Origin of the sequence: Mycobacterium tuberculosis H37Rv (assembly GCF_000195955.2) — a bacterium.
GTDB lineage: Bacteria > Actinomycetota > Actinomycetes > Mycobacteriales > Mycobacteriaceae > Mycobacterium > Mycobacterium tuberculosis.
The window spans coordinates 1,420,336-1,441,321 of sequence record NC_000962.3 but is presented as its reverse complement, the minus strand read 5'-3'; the positions used below and the strand labels follow the sequence as shown (position 1 = coordinate 1,441,321).

Sequence of the window (20,986 nt, the reverse complement as noted above, 5' to 3'; positions counted from 1 at the left end):
CTCAGGCAGGCCCTGCCGATGGCTCTGGCGGCTAGTCACCATGGCGCGAGGCGCCGTGCCGCGTGCTCTCCTGCGCGCGATAGTCGTCGGCGAGCTGGGCGACGTGCTCGGGCAGCGCGCCACCGGCAACGTCAGCCAGCGTGGTCTCCTCCAGCACCGACCGCATACTGGCGCGCAGCGCGCGCCAAACGTCGGTCAGCGCGGTAGTGGGGCCCGAGTAGGGCAGGTCGCCAAGTCCGATATCGCGGACACTAGCCAGCGGTCCGTCGATGCAGCGCAATACGTCGGCGATGCTGATCTCGGTGCCCGGACGCGCCAATTCATAACCACCCTCGCGACCGCGGTGGCTTCGCACCAGGCGGTCGGTGCGCAGGTTGGTCAGGATATCGACGAGAAACTGCGGTGGTATGCCTTGGGCCGCAGCCAGATCGTCGGTCTTGACCACGGTGCCACTGGCGGCCGTGGCGAGCTGGACCATCGCCCGCACCGCGTACTCCGCCTTAGCTGACATCCGCATGCTTCAGGATTGTGCCACCCGCTTGCCAGGGACAGCAGAGCAACCAGGCCGGCCTAAGACGATGACTCCAACAGGTCGATAACCTCCTGCGCCTGCTCGTCTATGCTGCGATCCGGCGTAAGCCGTAGGTCTGGGTTCTTGGGCCGCTGATATGGGCTGTCGATCCCGGTGAAGTGCGTGATCTCACCCGCACGCGCTTTGGCGTACAACCCTTTGGGATCACGCCTCTCACAGTCCTGCAGCGGGGTGTCACAGAACACCTCGAAAAAGTCGATTCCCGCATCAGCGTGCACTTTACGAGCCAGGGCACGGTGCTCAGCAAGGGGGCTGATCGCGGGCACCAGCACCAGGTGGCCACAATCGGCGAGCAGTGTGGCCACATGCGACAGCCGGCGCAGGTTCTCCGCGCGGTCGGCCATGGAAAAGCCCAGGTCGGCGTTGAGGCCATGCCGTAGGTTGTCGCCGTCCAGAACGTAAGCGGAGATGCCCTTTTCGAGTAGCTTCCGCTCAACCAGCATGGCCACCGACGACTTGCCGGAGCCGGACAGTCCGGTAAACCACACCGTCTTGCCCCTGGGCGGCCGATCTTGCGCAGTGACGAGCGATCTGTGCCGCACCGTGTTCGGGCTAGGCGTGCGGGCCGAGACGTCGCGTAACACCATGCCCGCCGCCACCGTTCCGTTGGTGTCGGGGTCAATGAGGATGAACGAGCCGGTGCTAGCGTTGCGGGTGTACTCGTCAAGCAGCAACGGCACCTGGGTGCGCAGCGAAACACGGCCCAGTTCGTTGAGTTTCAACGCCGTTGCGGTCTTGTCGCGATGCAGGGTGTTGACATCGAGCCGGTAATCCAGCCCGGCTATCCTCGCGCGGACGGTTCGGGTGGTGTGCTTGACAACGTAGTCGCGGCCGGGCTCTAGCACCGCGTTGTCGGCCATCCAGCACACGGTCGCGTCGAATTCTTGTGTGATCCTGGGCTGGTTGTGGGTGCGAGCGATCATGTCACCACGCGAGATATCGATGTCGTCGGCGAGCCGCACCGAAACCGCCATCGGCGGAAACGCTTCTGCCACCGGGCCGTTCGGGCCGTCGATCGCGGTGATCCGGGTGGTCTTACCGATCGGCAGCACGACAACTTCGTCGCCTGAACGCATTACCCCACTGGCCACGGTGCCCGCGTAGCTGCGGTGGTCTTGATGCTCGAGGGTGTGCGGCCGGATGACGTACTGGACCGGGAATCGCACGTCGACCATGTTGCGGTCACCGGCGATGTAGACGTCTTCGAGATGCGACAGCAGCGACGGTCCCTCGTACCAGGGCGTCTGGTCGGATTTGGTCACCACGTTGTCGCCGTGCAGCGCGGAGATTGGGATGGAGGTGACGTCCTGCACGTCGAGGCGGGCCGCGAAGGCGTGGAATTCGTCTCGAATCGCGTCGAATTTCTCTTGGTCCCAGCCAAGCAAGTCCATCTTGTTGACCGCGAGCACCAGGTGGCGGATGCCCAGCAGCGACGCCAGGAAGGCGTGCCGGCGGGATTGCTCCAGCAAGCCGTGCCGGGCATCCACCAGTACGATCACCAGTTGGGCGGTGGACGCACCGGTCACCATGTTGCGGGTGTATTGGATGTGTCCCGGGGTGTCGGCAATGATGAATTTCCGCTTGGGAGTGGCGAAGTAGCGGTAGGCAACGTCGATGGTGATGCCCTGTTCCCGCTCGGCCCGCAGGCCGTCGGTGACCAGAGCCAGGTCGGTGTAGTCGTGGCCCCGGTCCTTGGACGTTTGCTCCACCGACGCCCACTGGTCTTCCATCACAGCCTTGGAGTCGTAGAGTAGCCGCCCAATCAGCGTGGACTTGCCATCGTCGACGGAACCCGCTGTCGCCAGCCGCAATAGCGTCGTCATCAGAAGTATCCCTGCCGCTTGCGGTCTTCCATTCCAGCCTCCGAGATCCGGTCGTCAGCCCTGGTCGCCCCGCGCTCCGTCAAGCGGGCCACCGCAGTTTCGGCGATGACTTCCGCGACCGTCGATGCCGACGACTCGACGCACCCGGTGCAGGTAACATCCCCGACGGTGCGGAATCGCACCGTGGCCTCGAACACCGGCTCGTCGGCTCGCGGTTGCATGTGCCGGTGCACGGCCAGCAACATGCCGTCGCGCTGAAACACCTTGCGCCGGTGGGCGAAATAGATGGACGGCAGCCTGACCTGCTCGGCGCCGATGTAGGACCAGATGTCGAATTCGGTCCAGTTGGACAGCGGGAAGACCCGGATGTGCTCGCCCTTGTGGTGCCGTCCGTTGTAGAGGTTCCACAGTTCCGGCCGCTGAGCCTTCGGGTCCCACTGGCCGAACTCGTCGCGGAAGCTGAACACCCGCTCCTTGGCGCGGGCCTTCTCCTCGTCGCGCCGGGCTCCCCCGAATGCCGCGTCGAATTGGTTCTCCCGGATGGCCCGCAGCAGCGTCACGGTCTGTATCGGATTTCGCGACGGGATGGTCTCGACGACCCGACCGGCATCGATATCGTCCTGCACCGACGCCACCACCAGCCGCACCCCGGCCGCGGCGACCAACTCGTCTCGGGTAGCGATAACTTCGTCGAAGTTGTGACCGGTGTCGACGTGCATGACCGGGAACGGCAGTCGCCCGGGCCGAAACGCCTTCAGCGCCAGGTGCAGCATGACGATGGAGTCCTTGCCCCCCGAGAACAACAGCACTGGCCGCTCGAACTCGGCGGCCACCTCCCGGATGACGTGGATGGCTTCGGCCTCCAGCAAGCGCAGATGGCTCAGTTGGTACTGGCCGGGTGCGGGGCCCACCGTCACATCGCTGGTCATGGCTTCCTGTTCCACGTCCTCATACCTGATAAATCCGGTAGGATTGACCATATTTATGGTTATTGCCATCTATGCAACCAGGCTTCCCTATCGCTGTCAACGCAGCCCCATCTCGGCGGGCTGCCGGTGCGCCAGTGCGCCCTAGGCTGACGGCTCGGGCTGCTAGGGCGTGACCTCGTTGAGTTTGCCGGTGGCGACATCGAAGACGAAGCCGCGCAGCGACGTGTGCTTGGTGACGAACGGGTTGACCTCGATGCGGCGCAGCGACTGACGGACGTCCTCGACGGCGTCGGGGTACGACTCGGGCGACCACGTGGGTCTGATGCCGGTCTCGTCCTGGATGGCGCGCTTGAAGTCGTCGTCGGTGAAAGTCAGCATCCCACAGTCGGTGTGGTGCAGCAGGATGATTTCGCGGGTTCCCAGCAGCCGCTGGCTGATGGCCAGTGAACGGATCACATCGTCGGTGACCACGCATCCGGCGTTGCGGATGACGTGTGCCTCGCCCTCCTTGATGCCCAGCATGCGGTAGACGTCCAGCCGGGCGTCCATGCACGCCACGATTGCGATGTGTTTGCTCGGCGGCATCGGTAGCGGGCCCTTGAAACCGCTCGCGTAGTCCACGTTGTTGGCCAGGTAGTCGTCGGTAACCGTCACGCGGGCCTCCTCGGGTATCGCGGTGTGGACTTTGCTACTCAGATCGACGCCGCGGTGAATTTTAACAACCGGTTACCCAGTTTTCACGCATCAGAATCGGCCCGAGCGGAACCATCCGGATCACGGGTGACCCCATCAACCGGCGCGCTGGCGGCACGCCATCGCCGGGCTCGCTACCCTGTCCCAATGCGACGCGGTGGTTGGGCATGACGCGCTATCTGGCCCGCCGGTTGCTCAACTACCTGGTGCTGCTGGCGCTGGCGTCGTTTTTGACGTACTGCCTGACCTCGCTGGCGTTCTCGCCGCTGGAAAGCCTGATGCAACGCAGTCCGCGCCCACCGCAAGCGGTTATCGATGCCAAGGCACACGATCTCGGCTTGGACAGACCCATACTGGCCCGCTACGCCAACTGGGTATCGCATGCCGTCCGTGGCGACTTCGGAACCACCATCACCGGCCAGCCTGTCGGTACCGAACTGGGGCGCCGGATCGGAGTCAGCCTGCGGCTGCTGGTCGTTGGATCGGTATTCGGCACGGTGGCCGGTGTGGTGATCGGGGCGTGGGGTGCCATCCGGCAGTACCGGCTCAGCGACCGCGTCATGACCACGCTGGCGCTGCTGGTGTTGAGCACACCGACGTTTGTGGTGGCCAACCTGTTGATCCTGGGCGCCCTGCGGGTCAACTGGGCAGTGGGCATCCAGCTTTTCGACTACACCGGGGAGACGTCACCCGGCGTTGCCGGCGGGGTGTGGGATCGGCTAGGCGACCGGTTGCAGCATTTGATCCTGCCATCGCTGACGTTGGCGCTGGCGGCCGCCGCCGGGTTCAGCCGCTACCAGCGCAACGCGATGCTGGATGTCCTCGGCCAGGATTTCATTCGCACCGCCCGCGCCAAGGGGCTGACCCGACGACGGGCCCTACTCAAGCATGGCCTGCGAACGGCGCTAATACCGATGGCCACGCTGTTCGCCTACGGGGTGGCCGGGTTGGTCACCGGAGCGGTTTTCGTCGAGAAGATCTTCGGCTGGCACGGCATGGGTGAATGGATGGTCCGCGGTATCTCGACTCAGGACACCAACATCGTCGCGGCAATTACCGTGTTCTCCGGCGCGGTCGTGTTGCTGGCCGGTTTGCTCTCGGACGTGATCTACGCGGCTTTGGACCCGAGGGTACGGGTGTCATGACGGAATTCGCCTCGCGGCGCACCCTAGTGGTGCGCAGGTTCCTACGCAATCGGGCCGCGGTGGCGTCGCTGGCGGCGCTGCTCCTGCTGTTCGTCAGCGCTTATGCGCTGCCCCCACTATTGCCCTACTCCTACGACGACCTTGATTTCAACGCATTGCTGCAGCCGCCGGGCACCAAGCACTGGCTGGGCACTAACGCGCTGGGCCAAGATCTGCTGGCGCAGACGCTGCGTGGCATGCAGAAGTCGATGCTGATTGGTGTTTGCGTTGCGGTGATCTCGACTGGTATCGCTGCCACGGTTGGAGCGATCTCGGGATATTTCGGCGGCTGGCGGGACCGGACACTGATGTGGGTGGTCGATCTGCTGCTAGTAGTGCCCAGCTTCATCCTGATCGCCATCGTTACCCCGCGAACCAAGAACTCGGCAAACATCATGTTTCTTGTCTTGTTGTTGGCCGGCTTCGGCTGGATGATCAGCTCTCGCATGGTGCGCGGGATGACGATGAGCTTGCGAGAACGCGAATTCATCAGGGCCGCACGATATATGGGTGTCTCCAGCCGCCGGATCATCGTCGGCCATGTGGTGCCCAACGTCGCATCCATCTTGATCATCGACGCCGCCCTCAATGTTGCCGCCGCCATCCTGGCCGAAACCGGGTTGAGCTTCCTTGGTTTCGGTATTCAACCGCCGGATGTGTCGCTGGGCACCCTGATCGCCGACGGCACCGCATCCGCGACCGCGTTCCCGTGGGTGTTCTTGTTTCCCGCCAGTATCCTGGTGTTGATTCTGGTGTGCGCCAACCTGACCGGCGATGGCCTGCGCGACGCGCTGGACCCAGCCAGCAGATCCCTGCGCCGTGGTGTGCGATGAGCCCCCTGCTCGAGGTGACCGATTTGGCCGTCACCTTCAGGACCGATGGCGATCCGGTGACCGCGGTGCGCGGGATCAGCTACCGCGTCGAGCCCGGCGAGGTGGTCGCGATGGTGGGCGAATCGGGTTCAGGTAAGTCCGCAGCGGCGATGGCGGTGGTGGGCCTGCTGCCCGAGTACGCGCAGGTGCGTGGTTCGGTTCGGCTACAGGGTACCGAACTGTTGGGGCTTGCCGACAACGCGATGTCCCGGTTTCGAGGCAAGGCGATCGGCACGGTGTTCCAGGATCCGATGTCTGCGCTCACCCCTGTCTACACCGTCGGCGACCAAATCGCCGAGGCCATCGAGGTGCACCAGCCCCGTGTTGGCAAGAAGGCCGCTCGTCGGCGTGCGGTGGAACTGCTTGACCTGGTCGGTATTTCGCAGCCGCAGCGGCGTTCCCGTGCGTTTCCGCATGAGCTTTCAGGTGGCGAACGCCAACGCGTGGTGATCGCCATCGCGATCGCCAACGATCCCGACCTGTTGATCTGTGACGAACCGACCACGGCGCTCGACGTCACGGTGCAGGCGCAGATCCTCGACGTCCTCAAGGCGGCGCGCGACGTCACCGGCGCCGGGGTGCTGATCATCACCCACGACCTCGGCGTCGTGGCCGAGTTCGCCGACCGGGCGCTGGTGATGTACGCCGGACGGGTCGTCGAGTCGGCCGGGGTGAATGATCTGTACCGCGATCGCCGGATGCCCTACACCGTGGGGCTTTTAGGCTCGGTCCCCCGGCTGGATGCCGCGCAGGGCACCCGGCTGGTGCCGATACCGGGTGCGCCCCCGTCGCTGGCGGGCTTGGCACCGGGTTGCCCGTTCGCGCCGCGCTGCCCGCTAGTCATCGACGAATGCCTTACCGCGGAACCCGAATTGCTTGACGTCGCTACCGATCACCGGGCGGCCTGCATCCGCACCGAGCTGGTCACCGGGCGCAGCGCCGCCGACATCTACCGGGTCAAAACCGAGGCCCGCCCGGCTGCACTCGGCGACGCCTCGGTGGTCGTGCGGGTACGTCATCTAGTCAAAACCTACCGGCTGGCCAAGGGCGTGGTGCTGCGCCGGGCGATCGGCGAGGTCCGCGCGGTCGACGGCATCAGTCTCGAACTCCGGCAGGGCCGCACGTTGGGTATCGTCGGCGAATCCGGTTCGGGCAAGTCGACCACCCTGCACGAGATCCTGGAGCTGGCTGCGCCGCAATCGGGATCGATCGAAGTCCTCGGCACTGACGTCGCCACGCTGGGGACAGCGGAACGCCGATCGCTGCGCCGCGACATCCAGGTGGTCTTCCAAGACCCGGTGGCGTCCTTAGACCCGCGGCTGCCGGTCTTCGATCTGATTGCCGAACCATTGCAGGCCAATGGGTTCGGCAAGAACGAGACTCACGCGCGGGTCGCCGAGCTGCTCGATATCGTCGGACTGCGCCACGGCGACGCCAGTCGTTATCCCGCCGAGTTCTCCGGCGGTCAGAAGCAGCGCATCGGCATCGCGCGGGCACTGGCGCTCCAACCCAAGATCCTGGCACTCGACGAACCGGTGTCGGCACTCGATGTCTCCATTCAGGCCGGGATCATCAACCTGCTGCTCGACCTCCAAGAGCAGTTCGGGTTGTCATATTTATTTGTTTCCCACGATCTTTCGGTGGTCAAACACCTCGCCCACCAGGTGGCGGTCATGCTTGCCGGTACCGTTGTTGAGCAGGGCGACAGTGAGGAGGTCTTCGGCAATCCGAAACACGAGTACACCAGGCGACTGCTGGGCGCGGTACCGCAACCGGATCCGGCCCGTCGTGGCTGACCGTGGCCAGCGACGAGGCTGCGCCCCGGGCATCGCGTCTGCGCTCAGGGCGTCGTTTCAGGGGAAATCCAGACCCTGGACGCAGACTCGATATTGGGCTTTCGCGTTATTAACACCGCTCGTCGTGGCTATGGTGCTCACCGGATGCTCGGCCTCCGGTACCCAACTCGAACTCGCGCCCACTGCGGACCGCAGGGCCGCGGTTGGCACCACCAGCGACATCAATCAGCAGGATCCCGCCACGTTGCAAGACGGCGGCAATCTTCGCCTGTCGCTCACCGACTTTCCGCCCAACTTCAACATCTTGCACATCGACGGCAACAACGCCGAGGTCGCGGCGATGATGAAAGCCACCTTGCCGCGCGCGTTCATCATCGGACCGGACGGCTCGACGACGGTCGACACCAACTACTTCACCAGCATCGAGCTGACCAGGACCGCCCCGCAGGTGGTCACCTACACCATCAATCCCGAGGCGGTGTGGTCCGACGGGACCCCGATCACCTGGCGGGACATCGCCAGCCAGATTCATGCGATCAGCGGCGCCGACAAGGCATTCGAGATCGCTTCTAGCAGCGGCGCCGAGCGTGTGGCGTCGGTAACCAGAGGGGTCGACGACCGGCAGGCCGTGGTGACGTTCGCCAAGCCGTACGCGGAGTGGCGCGGTATGTTCGCGGGCAACGGCATGCTGCTGCCGGCCAGTATGACCGCCACACCCGAGGCATTCAATAAGGGTCAACTCGATGGGCCCGGTCCGTCGGCGGGTCCGTTCGTCGTGTCTGCCCTGGACCGCACCGCGCAGCGAATCGTGTTGACCCGTAACCCGAGATGGTGGGGGGCACGGCCACGCCTGGACAGCATCACATACCTGGTGCTCGATGATGCCGCCCGGCTGCCGGCGCTGCAGAACAACACAATCGACGCCACCGGCGTCGGCACACTGGACCAGCTGACCATCGCGGCGCGCACCAAGGGCATCTCGATCCGGCGCGCCCCCGGGCCCAGCTGGTATCACTTCACCCTCAACGGTGCGCCTGGGTCGATCCTCGCCGACAAGGCGCTGCGCCTGGCGATCGCCAAGGGCATCGACCGATACACCATCGCCAGGGTCGCCCAATACGGCCTCACCAGCGACCCGGTGCCACTGAACAACCACGTCTTCGTCGCCGGCCAAGACGGCTACCAGGACAACAGCGGCGTTGTCGCCTACAACCCGGAACAAGCGAAACGGGAGCTGGACGCCCTGGGCTGGAGGCGAAGCGGCGCGTTCCGGGAGAAGGACGGTCGCCAGCTCGTCATCCGCGATCTGTTCTACGACGCACAAAGCACCCGGCAGTTCGCCCAGATCGCCCAACACACCCTGGCGCAGATCGGCGTCAAACTCGAACTTCAGGCCAAGTCCGGCAGCGGTTTCTTCAGCGACTACGTCAACGTGGGGGCTTTCGACATCGCACAGTTCGGCTGGGTGGGCGACGCGTTTCCGCTGTCATCGCTCACCCAGATCTACGCTTCGGACGGGGAAAGCAACTTCGGCAAGATCGGTAGCCCGCAAATCGACGCCGCGATCGAGCGAACGCTGGCAGAACTCGATCCCGGCAAGGCGAGGGCCTTGGCCAACCAGGTCGACGAGCTGATCTGGGCCGAAGGATTCAGCCTGCCGCTTACCCAGTCGCCCGGCACCGTTGCGGTCCGCAGCACGCTGGCCAACTTCGGCGCGACGGGTCTGGCAGACCTGGACTACACCGCCATCGGGTTCATGCGACGCTGAGCCGGCGGCGACCAGCTCAGCTGCGGATTAAGTCGGCGGCCTTCTCCCCGATCAGCACCGACGGCGCATGCGTATGCCCACGAACCGTGCTGGGCATCACCGACGCGTCGGCGACGCGGAGTCCGTCGACACCGCGGACCCGCAGCTGCGGATCCACCACGCTGGCCTCGTCGCTGCCCATGCGGCAGGTGCCCATCGGGTGGTACAGGGTGTGCGAACAAGTGGCCAGCGCCAACTCGAGAGTGGCCTCGTCCAGCTCGGTGCTGTTGCGCGGTCGCGCGATGGACCCAAGGAGATCTCTGAGCGGGCGGGCCTGCGCGATCCGCGCGCATATCCGCAGGCCCGCCATCATGGCGGCCCGGTCTACGCCACCGAGATCGGACAGGTAACGCGGTTCGATGACAGGCTTGGCATGCGGATCGGCGGACCGCAGCGTGATCTGGCCACGGCTTTGCGGCGCGACCAGAATCGGGCCGAATACCACACCGTGACCAGCCGGTGGAACCAGCGCTTCGTCGTAAAACGGCGCCGGGGCAAAAATCAACTCCAAATCGGGCAGCTTCAGTTCGGGTCGGCTGCGGACAAATCCGTACGCCTCGCCGACGTTGGAGGTGAGCATGCCGCGGCGTCGCAGTAAGTAGCTGATCAACTGGCCGGGCTTCTCGGCGGCAAACAAGCTGTCCTTTTCGACGTCGAAACCCAGCACCGTGACGAGATGATCGAGCAGGTTGCACCCGACCTCGGGCGCGTGGTAAACGGTGTCGATGTCGTGTTCGGCGAGGTGGTCGCGGTCGCCGATGCCGGAGAGCATCAGCAGCTGAGGGCTGTTGACGGCACCAGCGCAGAGCACCACCTCGCGGCGGGCGTAGACGATGCGGGTTTGACCGTCGCTTTGGTATTCCACGCCGACGGCCCGGTCGCCGTCGATGACCACCCGGGTAGCAGTGGCGCCGGTAAGCACACGGAGGTTTTTACGGCGCATCGCGGGCTTCAGATAGGCGTCGGCAGTACTGAATCGAGCACCGCGGCGCTGGGTGACGACGGTCTCGCAAAAGCCTTCCGGTCGAGGGGAATTCGGCCGCGCAGCGGCAAATCCGCACTCACGTGCGGCTGCCAGCCACGCTGCGGTCACCGATCTTGGGCTGCGTTGCCGGGAAATATGCAACGGACCGGTTACTCCGCTGTCGTCACCGCTGACAAAGTGCCAGGCAGCGGTGACGTTCTCGATGCGGCGAAAGTAGCCGAGCACGTCGGCGTACGACCACCGCGGACCGGCTCGCGCGGCCCACTCATCGTAGTCTGATGCGAATCCACGCACCCACATCATTGCGTTCATGGACGACGAGCCACCGAGCACCTTGCCACGAGGCCAATAGATTTCGCGGCCGTCGAGCTCCGGCTGCGGTTCGGTTAGGTAATCCCAGTCGATCTCGCTGCGGAACAGCTTGGAAAACGCCGCTGGGACGCCGATGAATCTGTTCTTGTCACGCGGCCCCGCCTCCAGGGCCACCACCGTCGTGGCCGGATCGGTGCTAAGCCGGCTGGCCACAACCGCCCCGGCTGAGCCGGTACCGACCACGACGTAGTCGCTCTGAGTGTCCATCGCATGTCCCCGTTTCGGGCTCACTGTATGGCGTCCAGATCGATGCGGTGCGCTCCTTTGACACCGCCGTATCGGGTGGGACTGCACGTCAGCACGATCACCTGTCCGTCGGCGCCGATGGTGTCAAAGACCTCCCCCATCTTGGCTAGTCGCTCCGGATCGGTGAACCCCAGCGCGTCGTCGATCAGCACCGGAACGGCGTCCTCCTTGGCGACCAGCGCCGCGCCGGCCAATCGCGCCAGGATGCCAAGCTGTTCTTTGGCCCCGCCCGACAAGCACTCGTAGGGCACGGTTCTGTCGTCCAGGGTGCGGCTGCGGATGCGCAAATCGGTATCGACCTCGACCTCGAAAGAGGGCCCGAACACTGGGCGGCCGAGCCGATGTAGCTCCGCCCGGTATGGCTCGACGTAGCGCAGCCGGGTGGTGTCGCGGTGGCGTGCCATCACCGAGCGGAGCAGCCTGGCGGCCCGGGCCCGGCGCCCGACCCGCGCGTGGTGGCTGGCGGCGTGCTCACGCTCGGTTTCGGCGGCATCAAGCTTGCCCTTGCGGCCCTGGGTGCCGAACACCGAGAGTTCGACGCCGACCTCGTGCAACGCGCGAATGGCCTCGTCGTGACGTTCGCGCAGCAACTCGACGGCGTCGGCGGCCTCGGCCAGCTCGGCGGCTACCGCGTCCGGCGCCGTAGCTGCGAGCTCGTCGGCCAGGTCGATCACTCGCTGCTCGGCCGTCTGCAGTACCCGCAGGTCGGCCTCGGCCTTGGCGGCGAGCTCATCGTCGCCCACGGACGCCCGCTCACAGGCCAACCGAGTCATGGCCGCACCGAGCTCGGCGCTTTCGGCGGCCGCTGCGTTCTGTAGAACCGTTGCCCGCGTGGATGTCTCCGCGAGCCGGCGAGCGGCGCCAGCAGCGATCTGACGGCGGGTCTCGCAGTCCTTCTCCGCGGCGATTCGAGCCGCCTCGACCGCATCCAATTCAGCGCGGGCCGTAGCGGTATCCGTCGAAACCAGATCGAGCTCGGCCGGTTGACCGGCACACAACTGTTCCAGGCGGGAACGCAGTTGGTCGACCTGTTCATCGCCACACAGGCCGGCCAGAGTGGCGGTCAGCTGATCGCGGCGGCTCAGCAGTTCGCGTCGGCACAGATCGGCGGAGCGTGCGGCGGCTAGGTCAGCGACCTCTCCAGCCGCCAGCGCATCAGCCAATTCCTGTTGTGCTGCAGCATATTTGGCTTGAAAGTCGAGTGCGGTCGCGCCCGGGACGATCCGTGCGGTCAGGACGCCGGGAACCTTGACCTCGGTGGGGCCGGTGGCAGTGACCGACCAGCTTTGGCCCGCGGACAGCGACACCCGTTGATCGCCGACGCCGAGCTCGATGTCGACGGCGGCGGTGAACTCCACCGCCGCGGAGATCGACGCCAGCTGTGCACCGCCGCGATCGACGGCTGCCGCAGCACGTTCGATCCGACTCAGTAGCTCCTCGGTCAGCGTGACCGCGGACAGCTCCGCGCAGACCCGGTCGCGATCACCCTCGATGTCGTCGATCCTGGCCAGCCGGGCGGCCAACCGGTCGGCCTCCTCGCAGTCGGCGAGCTGGTCGAGGGTGCGCCGGGCCGACTCGGCGCGAAGGCGGACGGCCGTCAATACCTGGGTTGCCTCCGTGAGCGCGGCATCGCAGGCCTCGGCCTCCGCGCGCGCCGTCGCCTGCTCGTCTGCGGCCTGCCGCGCTTTTGCCTCCGCAGCAACGACGGCCGCAGTGCGCGTGTCGATTTCGGTGAGCAGGCCCAGCCGTCCGGCGTGTGCGGCGGTGGAAGCGCCGCTGGTCGCGGCCGCGGCAGTAGCGATCAGCTTGGCTTCGCGGGCGTCGTCGGTGATTGCGGCGATCTTCTCGGCGGCGACTCGCGCAGCTTCGAGCCGCAGCTGGTGAGCAAGTAGTTGCTGCGACAGCTCAGCCACCTGCTCGGTGAGCTCGGTGTGGCGACGAACCCCGTCGTCGACCTCGGCTACCGCCGCCGCGCAGTCGGCCACCGCGGCCTCGGCGGCCGCCAGCCTAGAGACCGCCGCGGACCATTCTCCGGTGGGGCGCCCGGTCGGGGTGAAGTAGCGCGCATACTCGGCCTCGATCCGCTCGATGAGCAGCGACTCGGTGCCCGACAGCGCGGCGTCATCACCGGCGGCGAGATCGAGCGCACGCGAGAGCGCGTCGCAGCCAGACAGATCCACCGCGGCCGTCGAGGCGGCCTGCAGCACCCGCTGGGCATGCCACAGTTCGGTGTCGACCGTTTCGGCCAACATCGTCCGGACCCGCTCGTGCGCTTCGTCGCCGGTCAGCTGCTCGCGGCGCGGTGCCAGCACGGTCAACTCCGTCTCGCACCGCTTGTGGAAACGCTTGCGGTAGACGAAACGATAAGGGCCGCTGCTGATTTCGGCAATGACCTCGGAGCCGACATCAGCGTTGGTCGGCTTGACCTGCTTGACTTCCTTCTTCGTCGAGCGGTCCTTGTACTCGAGCAGCAGGTCCAGCGCCTCGACCATGGAGGACTTGCCGATCTCGTTGGCGCCGCACACCACCACCACTCCATGATCGGGGAATTCGACGTCACGGTGTGCGATGCCGCGGTAATTGGTCAGGGCCAGCCGGTGCAGCTTCACGCCGCTCCCCGGTCAGCGAGCCGCAGCAACAGTGCCAGCGCCGCCTGGGCATCGACGGCGGACTCGTCGTCACCCCCGCGCGCGGTCGCGACTAGCTCGTCGACGGCCGCGGCGGCGAACCCCCCGATGCCGAGGTCGGTGAACTCGGCGTCGACGGGTATCACCGCTAGGTCGGTGTGACGTTCCCACAGACCCAGCCAGGCGAACAACCGCGCGTACTTGTCCAGACAGGTATCCAATGCGGCGCGGTCAGTGACCGTCAGCGAACCGGTCAGGGCCAGCCGCACCACGGTGCGGTCCTTGTCCGTCATCAGATCCAGGTTCAGGTCCAGGTCGGCGATGTCCCGGCTGGTGTCGACCTGGTGGTGCAACGTAACGAACCGCCAGCGGCCGATGCGACGGGCGTCGACGGTGACGGGATGTCGCGGGTCGCTTTCGTCGATGTCGACCACTAGGACGTGACCGGGGTCCGGTTCGACGTCGTCGAAGTTGGTGACTTCCGGTGCACCGGAGTACCAGACCCGCCCGCTGCTGCCGACCTGGGTAAGCGAATGTTTGTCACCTAGGGCCACATAATGAATCGCCTGTCGAGTCAGCGCGTCGTCGAGTGCGGCGAGCCTGATCAGCGACGGTTTGTCGTGGTCGGGGTCCAGCGCGTCGACACCCCCATGGGCGACGAGCAGCCGAATAGCGGCGTCTGTGGGCAGGCCGGCCAGCACCTCGGCAACCGGGTCGGTGGTGGGCGCCTTGGACCGCCACGGCGCCGCGACGATCTGGACTCCCGGCCGGACCTCGTGGACGCCAGCTCGGTCGAGCACCACAACGTTGTCCGGCCGTTCGGCTCGAAACAGCGTGCTGGTGTACACCGACGAAGCGTCCAGCGGGTCATGGTTACCCGGCAGCAGATAGACCGGAAGGCCGATCACGCGCATGGCTTCCAAGGATTGACCGACTATCTGTGGCGCGAGCTGATTGTGTTCGAAGACGTCACCGGCGACTACGACGAATTCGGCGCCCACATCGGCGGCCAGCGCTTTTAGTCCAGCGACTGCGTCACGGCGGGCAGCAGAATATCGCGGCTGGGCGTCACCGGCGAGAAAGTGACGCGTCATGCCGAGCTGCCAGTCGGCAGTGTGCAGGAATCGCATCCCATCCCTCCTGAGTGCGTGGCTGTCAACGCAAAGCGAGTGTAGGTCTGCACACCGACAAGGCGCGGGACCTCGCCCGGCAGGTCCCGGGCGCGGACTCACCGGCGGGGCAGCATGCCGCCCGTGCTTGCCCGGGCGATGCCAGCCCTATCCTTTGGGCACAGAATGCTCGCCCTACCTATCAGCGCCCTATGGCTGACGCCTCGGCTCGAGCTAGGCGATCGCAACGAAGTCTGTCCCATGCCAGCGGAGCGCGGCGGGGACCAGGACGACGACCAACCGTAGCGATCCCGGGCACGTCACTGAACTAACGTCAGCCCAGTGAATGAGCAATACCGCAACCTGGTGCTGATGCGACACGCGAAGTCTGCGTACCCGGACGGGATCGCCGACCATGACCGGCCGCTAGCGCCGCGGGGTATCCGGGAGGCCGGGCTGGCCGGTGGCTGGCTGCGCGCCAACCTGCCGGCCGTCGATGCCGTGCTGTGCTCCACGGCTACGCGCGCCCGGCAGACCTTGGCGCACACCGGCATCGACGCACCCGCTCGCTACGCCGAGCGGCTCTACGGCGCGGCACCCGGAACAGTGATCGAGGAGATCAACCGGGTTGGCGACAACGTCACCACACTGCTTGTGGTCGGGCACGAGCCAACGACGTCGGCCCTTGCCATCGTCCTGGCCAGCATCAGCGGCACCGACGCCGCTGTCGCGGAACGCATCTCGGAGAAGTTCCCGACGTCGGGGATCGCCGTGCTACGCGTCGCCGGACACTGGGCAGACGTCGAACCGGGGTGTGCCGCGCTGGTCGGCTTTCACGTGCCACGGTAGAGGTGCTCTTGCTCCGCAAACCGTCAGCCGCGTACTTCCTTTTGAAGGCAGCCGAACCCGCGAGCGCGCGTGTCTGTACCCCGACACGCCGTTAGTGCCGTACAACTGCGCGCGCTCACGCCCACGCTCCCGCCTCGCCCAGCGCTAGGCGTTGGTTGCCAGCGTCAGCTCCATCAGCTTGATCGCCTGCCCGCAGGCGTCGATACCAGGAGCCTGGGGATTGACCCACCAGCCGACCACTCCCGCCGCGTCGCTGGCGACGCCGCAGGCGCCGTTGGGATCGCCCGTCCGCATCACAATCGAGTCCACGCCCTGGATCGCGCGGGTCTCGACCTGGTACTTCAGGCCCTCGGCGACCTTGCGCTCATTGCTCAGACTGCCCTGCTCGAACCAGAACCGGGTGATATCGATCAGACCGGCCGGGTTGGCCGCCTGCCACCGGCAGATCGCGCCGACGAACGTGCTCTGGATGTCGAGCGGATCGGCACCGACGGTCTTGGCCAGGATGTCGGTGGTCAGGACCTCACATTCCTTGAGCAGGTTGGGGTAGCGCTCCTGGGAGTTATTGTTGCGCGGGACACCGGCCCCACCCGCCTTGACGGCGGTACCCGAAATCGACTTCGTGCAGCCGGTCAAGACAAGCAGTGCGGTGATCAAGGCGGCCGCACCGACCAGGACACGTCTCATTTCGAATTCGCAATCGATTGGCGGGTCAGTTCTTTGGCGATGTCGCACGGCAGCGGGAACGGCTTCTGGCTGAAACTCACCGACCATTCGATGAAGTCGTCGGAGAACTGGATTCCGACTTCACACAGTGAGTCACCCAAACTGGGCTCGTTACCGATGGCGATGAAACCGCTGTGGCCGTCGATGTTGATGTCCTCGACACTCGCGCGCGACAACTCCTCGGTCTTGCGTTCCCGCCCGATCGGGCTGCCGCGGTACCAGGAGAAGGAGAAGTGCGGGCCCAAGATACCGCCGCCCGCCAGCCATTGGCAGCCCACCGAATTCTTGGCGGTGTTGACCAGCCCGGTCACCCTTGTCAGCTCGGTCACCGTCTGATCGCTGACGCCGCCACATTGCGGGAAGAAGGGTCCGTGCCGGCCCTCAGCGTTTGCCGGTGTCGACGGGATCGTCGCTCCCGGTTTGTTGTCGCCGGAATCGGAGCACCCCGCGACCGCCGGGAACAAAGCCACCAACGCCGACACCGCCAGAGTCAACCTCCGCACCTTACGCCGCACCGCTACCTCTCCCACTGCCGATCACAGCATGCACTGTAGCCGCAGGCCCGCGGGTCAACCACGACACGCCAGTTAACCAGGCATTTCGGCCTAAGACTCATGCCTGGCGCGGGTAGGCAGCATGCGCAGTGTGCGACAGTTACCCAATGCTCCTGGCCCTGCTGCGCCAGCACATCCGACCGTACCGCCGGCTGGTCGCGATGCTGATGATGCTGCAGCTGGTCAGCACCCTGGCTTCGCTATACCTCCCGACGGTCAACGCCGCAATCGTCGACGACGGCGTCGCCAAGGGCGACACCGCCACCATCGTACGGCTGGGTGCGGTGATGCTTGGGGTGACCGGATTGCAGGTGCTGTGCGCGATCGGGGCGGTCTATCTGGGCTCCCGGACCGGGGCGGGTTTCGGCCGTGACCTGCGCTCGGCAATGTTCGAACACATCATCACCTTCTCGGAACGCGAGACCGCCCGATTCGGCGCTCCGACGTTGTTGACCCGCAGCACCAACGACGTCCGGCAGATCCTGTTCCTGGTCCAGATGACCGCCACCGTGCTGGTCACCGCACCGATCATGTGCGTCGGCGGAATCATCATGGCCATCCACCAGGAGGCCGCGCTGACATGGCTGCTGCTGGTCAGCGTTCCGATTCTGGCCGTAGCAAACTACTGGATCATCTCCCACATGCTGCCGCTCTTCCGCCGCATGCAGAGCCTGATCGACGGCATCAACCGGGTGATGCGCGATCAGCTGTCCGGGGTGCGAGTGGTCCGCGCCTTCACCCGCGAAGGCTATGAACGCGACAAGTTCGCGCAGGCCAATACGGCGCTGTCGAATGCCGCACTGAGCGCCGGCAACTGGCAAGCACTGATGCTGCCGGTGACCACGCTGACCATCAACGCATCCAGCGTCGCACTGATCTGGTTCGGTGGGCTACGCATCGACAGCGGCCAGATGCAGGTCGGCTCCCTGATCGCCTTCCTGTCCTACTTCGCCCAGATCCTGATGGCGGTGTTGATGGCGACCATGACGCTGGCCGTGCTGCCACGAGCGTCGGTCTGCGCCGAACGCATCACCGAGGTGCTTTCCACGCCCGCCGCACTCGGTAACCCCGACAATCCCAAGTTCCCGACGGACGGGGTCACGGGCGTAGTGCGCTTGGCTGGCGCAACCTTTACCTATCCTGGCGCCGACTGCCCGGTGCTGCAGGACATTTCGTTGACTGCGCGGCCCGGTACCACCACCGCGATCGTCGGCAGTACCGGTTCGGGCAAGTCGACACTGGTGTCGTTGATCTGCCGGCTCTACGACGTCACCGCTGGCGCGGTCTTGGTTGACGGTATCGACGTCCGCGAGTACCACACCGAGCGGCTCTGGTCAGCGATCGGGCTGGTGCCCCAGCGCAGCTACCTCTTCTCCGGAACCGTCGCGGACAACCTGCGCTACGGCGGGGGCCCAGACCAGGTAGTCACCGAGCAGGAGATGTGGGAGGCGCTGCGGGTCGCCGCGGCCGACGGCTTTGTACAAACAGACGGGCTGCAGACGCGTGTCGCCCAAGGTGGTGTCAACTTCTCCGGCGGGCAGCGCCAACGGCTGGCGATAGCCCGAGCGGTCATCCGACGTCCGGCCATCTATGTGTTCGACGACGCGTTCTCCGCACTTGACGTGCACACCGACGCCAAAGTCCACGCATCGCTGCGACAGGTATCTGGTGATGCAACCATCATTGTTGTTACACAACGGATTTCGAATGCCGCTCAGGCCGACCAGGTCATCGTTGTCGATAACGGTAAGATCGTCGGCACGGGCACCCACGAAACGCTGCTGGCCGATTGCCCCACCTATGCCGAATTCGCCGCCTCACAATCGCTGAGCGCCACGGTCGGGGGTGTAGGGTGACCGCGCCACCGGGCGCACGCCCCCGTGCCGCAAGCCCGCCCCCGAACATGCGGTCCCGCGACTTCTGGGGATCGGCAGCCCGACTGGTGAAACGGCTGGCGCCACAACGCCGGCTGAGCATCGCGGTGATCACACTGGGAATCGCCGGCACGACGATCGGCGTCATCGTTCCACGGATCCTCGGCCATGCCACCGATTTGCTGTTCAACGGCGTGATCGGGCGAGGGCTACCGGGGGGAATCACCAAGGCACAGGCCGTCGCTTCGGCTCGGGCCCGTGGTGACAACACCTTCGCCGACCTGCTGTCCGGGATGAACGTGGTGCCGGGCCAAGGTGTGGACTTCGCCGCGGTGGAGCGAACACTGGCGCTGGCGTTGGCGCTGTATCTGGCTGCAGCGCTGATGATTTGGGCACAAGCCCGGCTGCTCAACCTCACCGTGCAGAAAACGATGGTCAGGTTGCGGACCGATGTCGAAGACAAGGTGCACCGGCTGCCGCTGTCCTACTTCGACGGACAACAGCGCGGTGAGCTGCTGAGCCGGGTCACCAATGACATCGACAACCTCCAGTCGTCGCTGTCAATGACGATCAGCCAGCTGGTGACGTCGATTCTGACCATGGTGGCGGTGCTGGCCATGATGGTGTCGATCTCGGGCCTGCTGGCGCTGATCACACTGCTGACGGTGCCGCTGTCGCTGCTGGTGACACGCGCGATCACCCGGCGGTCACAGCCCCTATTCGTAGCTCACTGGACCAGCACCGGGCGCCTCAACGCCCATCTCGAAGAGACCTACAGCGGGTTCACGGTAGTCAAGACGTTCGGCCACCAAGCGGCCGCACGAGAACGGTTCCACGAGTTGAATGACGACGTCTACCAGGCCGGTTTCGGCGCCCAGTTCCTCTCTGGTCTCGTGCAGCCGGCGACGGCGTTCATCGGCAACCTCGGCTACGTCGCGGTCGCGGTGGCCGGTGGCCTGCAGGTAGCCACCGGGCAGATCACGCTCGGCAGCATCCAGGCGTTCATCCAGTACATCCGCCAGTTCAACATGCCGCTGAGCCAGCTGGCCGGGATGTACAACGCCCTGCAGTCCGGGGTGGCCAGCGCGGAGCGGGTGTTCGACGTGCTCGACGAGCCCGAGGAGTCGCCGGAGCCTGAGCCGGAGCTGCCGAACCTAACCGGACGGGTCGAGTTTGAGCACGTGAACTTTGCTTACCTCCCGGGCACGCCGGTGATCCGCGACCTGTCGCTGGTGGCCGAACCGGGTAGCACGGTGGCGATCGTCGGACCGACGGGAGCCGGCAAGACCACGCTGGTGAACCTGCTAATGCGGTTCTACGAGATCGGTTCCGGACGAATCCTGATCGACGGGGTGGATATCGCCTCGGTAAGCCGGCAGTCGCTGCGATCGCGAATCGGCATGGTGTTGCAAGACACCTGGCTCTACGACGGGACCATCGCGGAGAACATCGCCTACGGACGGCCGGAGGCCACCACAGACGAGATAGTAGAAGCCGCCAGGGCGGCCCATGTCGACCGGTTTGTGAACACACTGCCTGCTGGCTACCAGACACGGGTCAGCGGCGACGGCGGCAGCATCAGCGTCGGCGAGAAGCAACTCATTACCATCGCCCGCGCCTTTCTTGCCCGCCCGCAGCTGTTGATCCTGGACGAGGCGACCAGCTCGGTCGATACCCGCACCGAGCTGCTCATCCAGCGAGCGATGCGCGAGCTTCGCCGGGATCGTACGAGTTTCATTATCGCCCACCGACTTTCGACGATTCGCGATGCCGACCACATCCTGGTGGTCCAGACCGGCCAGATCGTCGAACGCGGCAACCACGCCGAGCTGTTGGCCCGGCGCGGGGTCTATTACCAGATGACGCGGGCCTAGCCCGACGCGGGCCCACGAGGTTACCAAGAAGTTGTTGAGAATCCGCCAAGGCGCCCCCCGCAAGCTGAGGTCAT

Annotated in this window: 16 protein-coding genes; 7 read left to right on the top strand and 9 right to left on the bottom strand. The window is 65.5% G+C overall.

What is annotated here, in order from left to right; all coding sequences use genetic code 11:
* Positions 1 to 31 precede the first annotated feature (31 nt).
* The 4 genes from Rv1287 to canA form a co-directional block, all read right to left on the bottom strand.
* A complete protein-coding gene (locus Rv1287) occupies positions 32 to 517 on the bottom strand; it encodes an HTH-type transcriptional regulator (protein ID NP_215803.1) in 486 nt (161 codons plus the stop codon).
* A 53-nt stretch (positions 518 to 570) separates the two neighbouring features.
* Positions 571 to 2,415, bottom strand: coding sequence for an adenylyl-sulfate kinase (locus tag Rv1286; RefSeq protein ID NP_215802.1), 1,845 nt, complete (start codon positions 2,413 to 2,415; stop codon positions 571 to 573).
* Positions 2,415 to 3,413, bottom strand: a complete 999-nt coding sequence (gene cysD, locus Rv1285) for a sulfate adenylyltransferase subunit 2 (RefSeq protein NP_215801.1) — start codon at positions 3,411 to 3,413, stop codon at positions 2,415 to 2,417. The genes Rv1286 and cysD overlap by 1 nt, the downstream gene beginning before the upstream one ends.
* A gap of 93 nt (positions 3,414 to 3,506) precedes the next feature.
* Positions 3,507 to 3,998 (bottom strand): beta-carbonic anhydrase, encoded by a 492-nt coding sequence (gene canA / locus Rv1284; RefSeq protein ID NP_215800.1) that lies wholly within the window; start codon positions 3,996 to 3,998, stop codon positions 3,507 to 3,509.
* A 206-nt stretch (positions 3,999 to 4,204) separates the two neighbouring features.
* On the opposite strand from canA, the gene oppB reads away from it, so the two are divergent.
* The 4 genes from oppB to oppA are packed head-to-tail and all read left to right on the top strand — an operon-like array spanning position 4,205 to position 9,657.
* Positions 4,205 to 5,182 carry an oligopeptide ABC transporter permease OppB gene (oppB, locus tag Rv1283c; protein ID NP_215799.1) on the top strand — a complete coding sequence of 326 codons (978 nt, stop codon included), beginning with the start codon at positions 4,205 to 4,207 and terminating at the stop codon, positions 5,180 to 5,182.
* Entirely contained in the window at positions 5,179 to 6,054 is an 876-nt protein-coding gene (oppC, locus tag Rv1282c; protein NP_215798.1) for an oligopeptide ABC transporter permease OppC, read from the top strand. Before oppB ends, oppC begins: the two co-directional genes overlap by 4 nt.
* Positions 6,051 to 7,889 carry an oligopeptide ABC transporter ATP-binding protein OppD gene (gene oppD / locus Rv1281c; protein NP_215797.1) on the top strand — a complete coding sequence of 613 codons (1,839 nt, stop codon included), beginning with the start codon at positions 6,051 to 6,053 and terminating at the stop codon, positions 7,887 to 7,889. Before oppC ends, oppD begins: the two co-directional genes overlap by 4 nt.
* Positions 7,882 to 9,657 carry an oligopeptide ABC transporter substrate-binding lipoprotein OppA gene (gene oppA, locus Rv1280c; RefSeq protein ID NP_215796.1) on the top strand — a complete coding sequence of 592 codons (1,776 nt, stop codon included), beginning with the start codon at positions 7,882 to 7,884 and terminating at the stop codon, positions 9,655 to 9,657. Before oppD ends, oppA begins: the two co-directional genes overlap by 8 nt.
* Positions 9,658 to 9,673: 16 nt before the next feature.
* Here oppA and Rv1279 read toward each other — a convergent pair whose 3' ends face one another.
* The 3 genes from Rv1279 to Rv1277 are packed head-to-tail and all read right to left on the bottom strand — an operon-like array spanning position 9,674 to position 15,158.
* The gene (locus Rv1279; protein ID NP_215795.1) at positions 9,674 to 11,260 is read right to left on the bottom strand and encodes a GMC-type oxidoreductase; all 1,587 of its coding nucleotides are present in this window, start codon (positions 11,258 to 11,260) and stop codon (positions 9,674 to 9,676) included.
* 20 nt (positions 11,261 to 11,280) lie between these two features.
* A complete protein-coding gene (locus Rv1278) occupies positions 11,281 to 13,908 on the bottom strand; it encodes a hypothetical protein (protein NP_215794.1) in 2,628 nt (875 codons plus the stop codon).
* Entirely contained in the window at positions 13,905 to 15,158 is a 1,254-nt protein-coding gene (locus tag Rv1277) for a hypothetical protein (protein NP_215793.1), read from the bottom strand. The genes Rv1278 and Rv1277 overlap by 4 nt, the downstream gene beginning before the upstream one ends.
* Positions 15,159 to 15,407: 249 nt before the next feature.
* Here Rv1277 and Rv1276c point away from each other — a divergent pair, with 249 nt between their 5' ends.
* Positions 15,408 to 15,884, top strand: a complete 477-nt coding sequence (locus Rv1276c; RefSeq protein NP_215792.1) for a hypothetical protein — start codon at positions 15,408 to 15,410, stop codon at positions 15,882 to 15,884.
* A 144-nt stretch (positions 15,885 to 16,028) separates the two neighbouring features.
* Here Rv1276c and lprC read toward each other — a convergent pair whose 3' ends face one another.
* Together lprC and lprB are read right to left on the bottom strand one after the other, a co-directional pair.
* A complete protein-coding gene (lprC, locus tag Rv1275) occupies positions 16,029 to 16,571 on the bottom strand; it encodes a lipoprotein LprC (RefSeq protein ID NP_215791.1) in 543 nt (180 codons plus the stop codon).
* The gene (gene lprB / locus Rv1274; protein NP_215790.1) at positions 16,568 to 17,125 is read right to left on the bottom strand and encodes a lipoprotein LprB; all 558 of its coding nucleotides are present in this window, start codon (positions 17,123 to 17,125) and stop codon (positions 16,568 to 16,570) included. The genes lprC and lprB overlap by 4 nt, the downstream gene beginning before the upstream one ends.
* A 146-nt stretch (positions 17,126 to 17,271) precedes the next feature.
* Here lprB and Rv1273c point away from each other — a divergent pair, with 146 nt between their 5' ends.
* Complete coding sequence (locus Rv1273c) at positions 17,272 to 19,020, top strand: drug ABC transporter ATP-binding protein (RefSeq protein ID NP_215789.1); 1,749 nt, start codon at positions 17,272 to 17,274, stop codon at positions 19,018 to 19,020.
* The gene (locus Rv1272c; RefSeq protein ID NP_215788.1) at positions 19,017 to 20,912 is read left to right on the top strand and encodes a drug ABC transporter ATP-binding protein; all 1,896 of its coding nucleotides are present in this window, start codon (positions 19,017 to 19,019) and stop codon (positions 20,910 to 20,912) included. The genes Rv1273c and Rv1272c overlap by 4 nt, the downstream gene beginning before the upstream one ends.
* Positions 20,913 to 20,986: the final 74 nt, after the last annotated feature.